Below are 7,104 nucleotides of genomic sequence, written 5' to 3' on the forward strand. Positions count from 1 at the left end.
GGTGAAAATGGGATTGTGGCAGAGCCACACTACATATTTGGAACTGGGACAATTATTTATATAAAAAAAATACAGATAGATTATCAATTTTACTATCTAAAGGTAAATATATTGATATAGGTAGTAAGAAAAAATGGGAGTTTTACTACCTGAAAAGATTTTGCTTATAGAGGTAGTAGTTTTTGATTTATAAACTACTACCTGTGTTGATAATTTCCCCTGAGGTAGTAAATAGTTACTACCTGTGTTCATTTCTTGTATATAGGTAGTAGAATATCTAAAAAAATTTACTACCTTATCAAATTAGTAGGTCTCAGGTAGTAAATGCAATGGGCTTTGCCACACTCCTATTTTTTTTGAACTTGTTTGCCTAGTATCTGCCAAAAGAGGCGCTGTCAAGGGGCGGCGAAGCCGAGCCGCCAGGTCTTGCACTTGACTGGGACTCTTGGCAGATAGAATGAACAAAGCTCAAAGAAAAAAGATTTAGCCAAAGACTAAACCTCTGCGATAAACTTATCTTTACTGAAGTTCAATCTTGATGTATATAAGATTTTTATTTATCACTGGAAACGTTTCCAGTAATATGATATTCTACATTTAGTTTTTTAGCTAGGAGGATGATTTTATGGGATTCGGTAAGTTATTGGGATATGTAACCGAGGACGATCAGGTTACAGTCAAATATGAAAATCAGGAAGTAATTATTCAGGTAATTACAGAAGAAATTATCAGGGTATTAGTTCCGTATTGGATAAAGTATTACAAGTCAGTTGCCATCGAGGGTAATCCACAGGTTCCTGTAGATTTCGAGGTGTCACAGACTGAGGATCACATTTCCATTACAACAGGCTCGGTTATTCTTCAGCTGGGGGATGATTTTAGCTTCAAATTTATGGATAAATTCTCAGATGAGCTCCTTTCAAGCTATGATGGCAGCCGTACTATAATGGGTGGATTATCAGAAGAAGCGCTAGCACTTCTTATTGCAGAGGGGCATCTCTTCAATGCTGACCAGTACAAAAATCATAAAGTGCAGCAGCTTTTCAAGCTTAATCCAGAAGACAGATTCTACGGCACAGGTGATAAGACTGGCTTCTTAAATAAGCGAGGCTATGCTTATGAGAATTGGAACTCAGACATTCCTCAGATGCACATGGAGAACATGCCAGCTCTCTACAAATCAATTCCATTTATTATTGGAAAGCGACCAGGATACACTTACGGTCTTTTCTTTGATAATACCTTCCACAGTTACATGGATCTTGGCAAGGAGAGCACAGAATATTTCTGCTACGGTGCAGATGATGGAAACTTAGATTTCTACTTCATGGCTGGCGAAAAGATGACAGATATTGTGGAGCACTACACATATCTTACAGGACGTGCACCACTGCCACAGCTTTGGACATTGGGCTATCATCAGTGCCGTTGGGGCTATGAAAGTGCAAAGGATATTCGTGAAGTTGCCACAAAGATGCGCGAGAACAGAATCCCTTGCGAGACTGTTCAGTACGATATTGATTATATGGATGGCTTCAGAGTCTTCACATGGGATGAGGAAAACTACGAGCCAGAGGGACAGCTTATAAAGGAGCTGGCTGAGGATGGCTTTAAAGCTGTATGCATCATCGACCCAGGTGTAAAGGTGGATGAGGGTTACTTCATGTACGACGAGGGCATGAAGAATGATTACTTTGCTAGGGATAAGGATGGCAAGGTATATGTAAACGAAGTTTGGCCAGGAGATTCGGTATTCCCTGATTTTGGTAAGGAAGAAGTAAGAAACTGGTGGAGCAGGAGTCATAAAAAGCTTGTGGACATGGGCATCCAGGGAATCTGGAATGATATGAATGAGCCAGCCAGCTTTAAAGGACCACTTCCACTTGATGTGCAGTTCCATGTAAATGAAAGAGAAACAGACCACAGTGAGATGCACAATGTATATGGACATTTCATGAGCAAGGCTACTTTCGAGGGAATGAAAGAACTCACAGGAAAGCGACCACTAGTTATCACAAGAGCTTGCTACAGTGGTTCTCAAAAATATACTGCCGTTTGGACTGGAGATAATCAGAGTGTGTGGCCACATCTGCAGATGCTCATACCACAGCTTTGCAATCTTGGTATCAGCGGTTTTCCTATTGCAGGAACAGACATAGGTGGATTTGGAGGAGATACAAAGCCGGAGCTTCTTATGAGATGGATAGAGGCAGCTGTATTTTCTACCTTCTTCAGAAACCATTGTGCTAAGGGACACAGAATGCAAGAGCCATGGCATTTTGGAGAGCAGACTGTAAACGTATATCGTAAATACGTAGAGCTTCACTATCGCTTCCTTCCATATATTTATGATTTATTATTTGAGTGCCAGCTGACAGGTCTTCCTGTAATGCGTCCATTGGTTCTTCATTACGAGGATGATGAGAACACATACAATCTTAATGATGAGTTTTTAGTTGGCGAAAACATGCTTGTTGCACCTGTAGTAGAGCAGGGAGCTTTCAAGAGAATGGTTTATCTTCCATCAGGCGCATGGATTGATTATTGGACAGGTGAACGTCATGCTGGTGGAAAATACATTATTGTGGATGCACCGATTGATGTGCTCCCTATTTTCATAAAGGAAGGCAGCATTATTCCTATGTATGAGCCAGTTCAGTATGTTGGGGAAAAGCCATATGACACTTTAGAGCTTTTAGTAGCTGGTGACAGTGCATGGGGTTCTCATTATCAGGATAATGGGGAAGACTTTAGATATCTTGAGGGAGAATATAATCTCTACAGCTTTACATATGAAAATGGTAAACTAGAGACAGATATGCTGCATGACAATTATGAGAAATATAAAGAGATTAAGGTGATTAATCTCTAAAAGAGTGTGCAGGAAAAGATATTCTGCTGTTTGATAGAAAATCTGGCAGACTTATCTGTGCAGGAAGTATTGAAATCTAAAGTACAAGACCACCGGGTTTAGCCGGTGGTCTTGTTTTATTATTTTGCAATCCTTGTATAATAGTTCGTTTCGTCTTCACGAACTATTCGGGCTCCATTGCTCATCTGCACTTTAAGAGATGCAGGATTATCTTTATGCACTGATAAATAGAATTCATCTTCTTCGATTACGTCTTTGCCTATATCAAGAAGAAGTTCTAAGCCTTTGGTGGCGTAGCCATTTCCTCTGAAATCTCTGTGAATACCATATCCTATGTGTCCTGAATTTTCTCTAAGAAAATCATTTAGGTAGTGACGTAATCTAAAAAGTCCTACAACCTTATCGTCATCCCATAAAAAGTAGTCAGTCTGAGGGACAAAGCCATCAGGTAAATCTACTCCTTTAGAATTGCTGATTTTTATAGGTAATATCGTATTTACGTATTCATCAAAGCTGGCTCCAAATTCAGGATTAGTAAAGCCATTTTCATCTGCAGGCATTTGAGCAAACATTTTGTATTCTTCTTTAGCATCATCTAAATTAGCTTCTTTTAAATAAATCATGACATTACCTCCGCATTTAAAATAATTTGGTAACCATTGTACAGTATTGTCAGGAAATTTTCACGGGGGTTTTTATGTGACACATTACCTCAGATTTACTATATTTCTTGAAACCATAAATAATAAAAAGTAATTAGCTACAAAATTTAATGCACTCTCCTCTCAAATTGAGTAATATATATTTGGAAGGAGTTTTTTTATGAAAAGAACGAAATTATTTTTATCATTATTGTGTGTGGCCCTTGTGGCTACAGGATGTAAGGGCTCAGTGGAGAGTCCAGCAGTAGAAGATAATTCTACAAAAGAGGATAGCCAAACTACAGAAGTAGCGACTCAGGAGAATTCTAATTTTCGTCCAGAAATATATAGTGGTAAAGAATATATTTTTGAAGAGGCATATGAGGATGGCGTATATTCAGATGCATACGTAACAGGCCACTATGATATGTACAAATTATCACCAGAAACAAGGGAAGCATATCCTGCCCTGAACACAGCGATTGAGGATAGCATGAACGCTCGTAAAAAGAAATATGACGAGACTCACGCTGAATATTTGGATTCCAGCAAACAGCTACGTGAAAGCGGTGAGGTAAGTACCTTCGTTTTAGAGTCAGATCTTTTCCTTAGAAGAGCTGATGAAAAAGTAATAAGCTTTGTGGATCAGGATACTGAGTATGCAGCAGGTGCTCATGGAGTTACCCGATATGAAAGCTACAATTTTGATGTGCAGTCAGGAAAAGAAATCTTACTTGCAGATATTGTGACTGATAAGGAAGCATTTCAAAGTAAGTTAGCCCAGGCTCTCACTGAAAAATATGGTGAGGATACCTTTAATGACTTAGAGGGTAATCTGGAAGATTTAAGTTTAGATAATTACGAGTGGGCCTTTGATTATAATGGAATTACTTTCTATTCAAATGAATTTGCCTCATATTCAGCAGGAGTAATTACTGCTAATTTGCCATACGATAGCGCATTCCTTACACAGGATTTTGCGATTAATTCAAATGAAGGCTATATCTCACAGATTCCACTCTATTATCCTGATACTACTCATATTGATATAGTAGATTCTCTGGATGAGGGTATATCAATTTCACCTAATTACGATCCAAATAATCTGGATTTGTTCTGGATTCAGTCATTGAATATTAGTAAGGATGGACAGACATTCACTACAGATGATTTATATGTATGGGATGTTGAAGCATATATTATTCATATGCCAGATGGCACAGAAAGTCTTATGCTTATGACCACAGGTGATAATGATTATAGTTGTAGCTATGTATATTCATTAGATGGTCAGATTAAGTTATTATCTAATGACAATTTTTCTCATGGTATGGTTTGTGAGGGAGATGATTACGGCCAAATTGTTCCAATTGATCCAGAAAAGGTTGCATTTGTTAGTCGTTTTGATTTACTTGCTACATTTGGTGGAACCAGAAATTATTCTTTTGAGAGCAATGGAACATTTACATCAGTGGATAAGTATTACAAAACAAGCCGTACTCATCAGCAGGATTTAGTATCTAAGATGGAGCTTACTGTTCCAGTTGTAGATGAAGCAGGAGAGGAAACCGGCGAGGAAGTAACACTTCCATCAGGTACACATTACAGCATTATTCGTACTAATGGAGAAGATGAAGTAGACTGTCGAATAGAAGATGGACGCATTATTCGCTTCCATTTGGAGAATCCTTCTGGTGAAGGATACATTTATGACATAGAAATAAATGGTATCAATGCTGAAGATATATTTGAAACTCTTTGGTATGCAGGTTAGAAATATTATTCCGACCATAATCCAATAGTTTTGAGAAAAATGTTGTGAAAAAAGGTTACTTGAAAATTAAAGAATGGAATAATACCAAATTTGACTTGAAAAATAAAAATGTGTGACAAATCGCAATAATAACAAAAAAAACTCTTTTTATTGATTTGATTTTGGCAAGCATTCGGATACTAATCTTGATATATTAGTTTCCGCATTAGAAAAGGAGAAAAACAATGAAGAAAAGAGTTTTAAGATTTTTAGCTACAGCTCTTGCTGTTACAACTGTTTTTGTTAATCCAATCGTTTCAGAGGCTGGATCAATTCTTCCATCAGGCGGAGAATATAATTACGTTCTTCACACAGAAACTGATTTTAAGCTTATGGATATGGTTTATAAAATCCAGAATGGTGAGACAGTAACTTTTGAGAATGCCGCTCAGATGGCAACACTTGCAAAGGTTGGTTATGCAGATTATCAGACAGCTGGTCCTATTTCTATCACAGAGGGTAGAATGACTTATAATACTTACTGGGGTGCTGAAGATAAGGAAGTTTATGTAGTAGCACTTTCAGGAACAGAGACAATCGTTGAGAATCAGACTACAACTATTAAGGAAGATCTTTTATCAGGCTTTGAATTAAGTAATGAGTATAAGACAAATGTAAAGAATGCTATCATTGATAGAATTCCAGCAGGTAGCAATATTATTCTTGCAGGACATAGTCTTGGTGGAATGATTGCACAGCAGGTGGCAGCTGATAAGTATATTAAGGACAATTACGAAGTACTTAATACAGTTACATTTGGTTCACCTCTTATCAAGGGCTTCACTCGTGAAGGTATGGTAAAGAGACTTGGAGATACTAGTGATAAGAATCCATTCTACAGTGTTTCTACATTTCTTAATATTGCTTGGCAGTATGCCGGTGTTAATCACGAAGATGGCGGTTATAATGGCGATTCTTCAGCTGCTCATTGTGATAGCTACTTACGCGAAGACGTTTGGGGAAGCTATGATTGCTGTGGTGAGAAGAAGGGAAGTACTTTATGGGTACAAACAGGTACTAGAATGCTTACTTTAAACTTCGCTACAACATCATTCTATACTTCACTTTATGGAACAACATCTGTAGCCAGAACATCAATTATTCCTACACAGACAACAGCTGCTTGCTACGACTTAGCAAAGAAGGCAGTTGCTGATGGATATATCACTGAGGATGTTCTTGCTAAATATACAACTTTTGTTCCTGCAACTAACGAGGATTCTGTTGAAACAGAAGTTTCTGAGGTAATGGAGTCTGAGGTAGAAGAGTCTATTGAAGCAGAGGTAGAGGAAACTGCAGTTGTTGAAACTGAAGCTGTTGAGGCTATGGATGCAGAGACAGATGAAGCTGCAATTGTTGAGGCTGAAGCAGTTGAGGCTGAAACTGTAGTAGAATAAATTCTTTTTATAAATAAAATATTCATAAAGGAGATCAGGATTTGATATGTACCCAGAATCCTGGACACATATTTATGAACTAGGCTGAACACATGGATGCTATCCTGTATTGTACAGGTGGCATCCATTTTGTTTTTGCCTGAATTCTTTTGTTATTGTAGTAATCTATATATTCTTCAACTGCCTTTGAGAATTCTTCAAAAGAAGAATAGTCTTTCTCATAACCATAGTACATTTCGTTCTTTAATCTTCCAAAGAATGTCTCCATTATACAGTTATCATAACAGTTACCTTTTCGAGACATAGATTGGATAATGCCATGCTCTTGTAAAGCAGTACGATAATAAGTATGTTGATACTGCCAGCCCTGATCGGAATGAA

5 protein-coding genes are annotated in these 7,104 nt (G+C 37.8%); 3 read left to right on the forward strand and 2 right to left on the reverse strand.

All coding sequences use genetic code 11. The features are described from left to right. Positions 1 to 625: 625 nt before the first annotated feature. Complete coding sequence (locus BUA88_RS15545) at positions 626 to 2,872, forward strand: glycoside hydrolase family 31 protein (RefSeq protein WP_072919668.1); 2,247 nt, start codon at positions 626 to 628, stop codon at positions 2,870 to 2,872. 119 nt (positions 2,873 to 2,991) lie between these two features. Here the strand turns inward: BUA88_RS15545 and BUA88_RS15550 are convergent, their stop codons facing one another. Further along, positions 2,992 to 3,495 carry a GNAT family N-acetyltransferase gene (locus tag BUA88_RS15550; RefSeq protein WP_072919669.1) on the reverse strand — a complete coding sequence of 168 codons (504 nt, stop codon included), beginning with the start codon at positions 3,493 to 3,495 and terminating at the stop codon, positions 2,992 to 2,994. A gap of 199 nt (positions 3,496 to 3,694) precedes the next feature. Here BUA88_RS15550 and BUA88_RS15555 point away from each other — a divergent pair, with 199 nt between their 5' ends. Next, positions 3,695 to 5,287, forward strand: coding sequence for a DUF3298 and DUF4163 domain-containing protein (locus tag BUA88_RS15555; protein ID WP_072919670.1), 1,593 nt, complete (start codon positions 3,695 to 3,697; stop codon positions 5,285 to 5,287). 224 nt (positions 5,288 to 5,511) lie between these two features. Continuing rightward, positions 5,512 to 6,723, forward strand: coding sequence for a lipase family protein (locus BUA88_RS15560; protein WP_072919671.1), 1,212 nt, complete (start codon positions 5,512 to 5,514; stop codon positions 6,721 to 6,723). 79 nt (positions 6,724 to 6,802) lie between these two features. Here BUA88_RS15560 and BUA88_RS15565 read toward each other — a convergent pair. Next, positions 6,803 to 7,104, reverse strand: a 302-nt coding sequence (locus BUA88_RS15565) for an IS3 family transposase (RefSeq protein ID WP_143151462.1), incomplete at its 5' end; no start/stop codon positions are given.

Origin of the sequence: Pseudobutyrivibrio xylanivorans DSM 14809 (assembly GCF_900141825.1) — a bacterium.
GTDB lineage: Bacteria > Bacillota > Clostridia > Lachnospirales > Lachnospiraceae > Pseudobutyrivibrio > Pseudobutyrivibrio xylanivorans.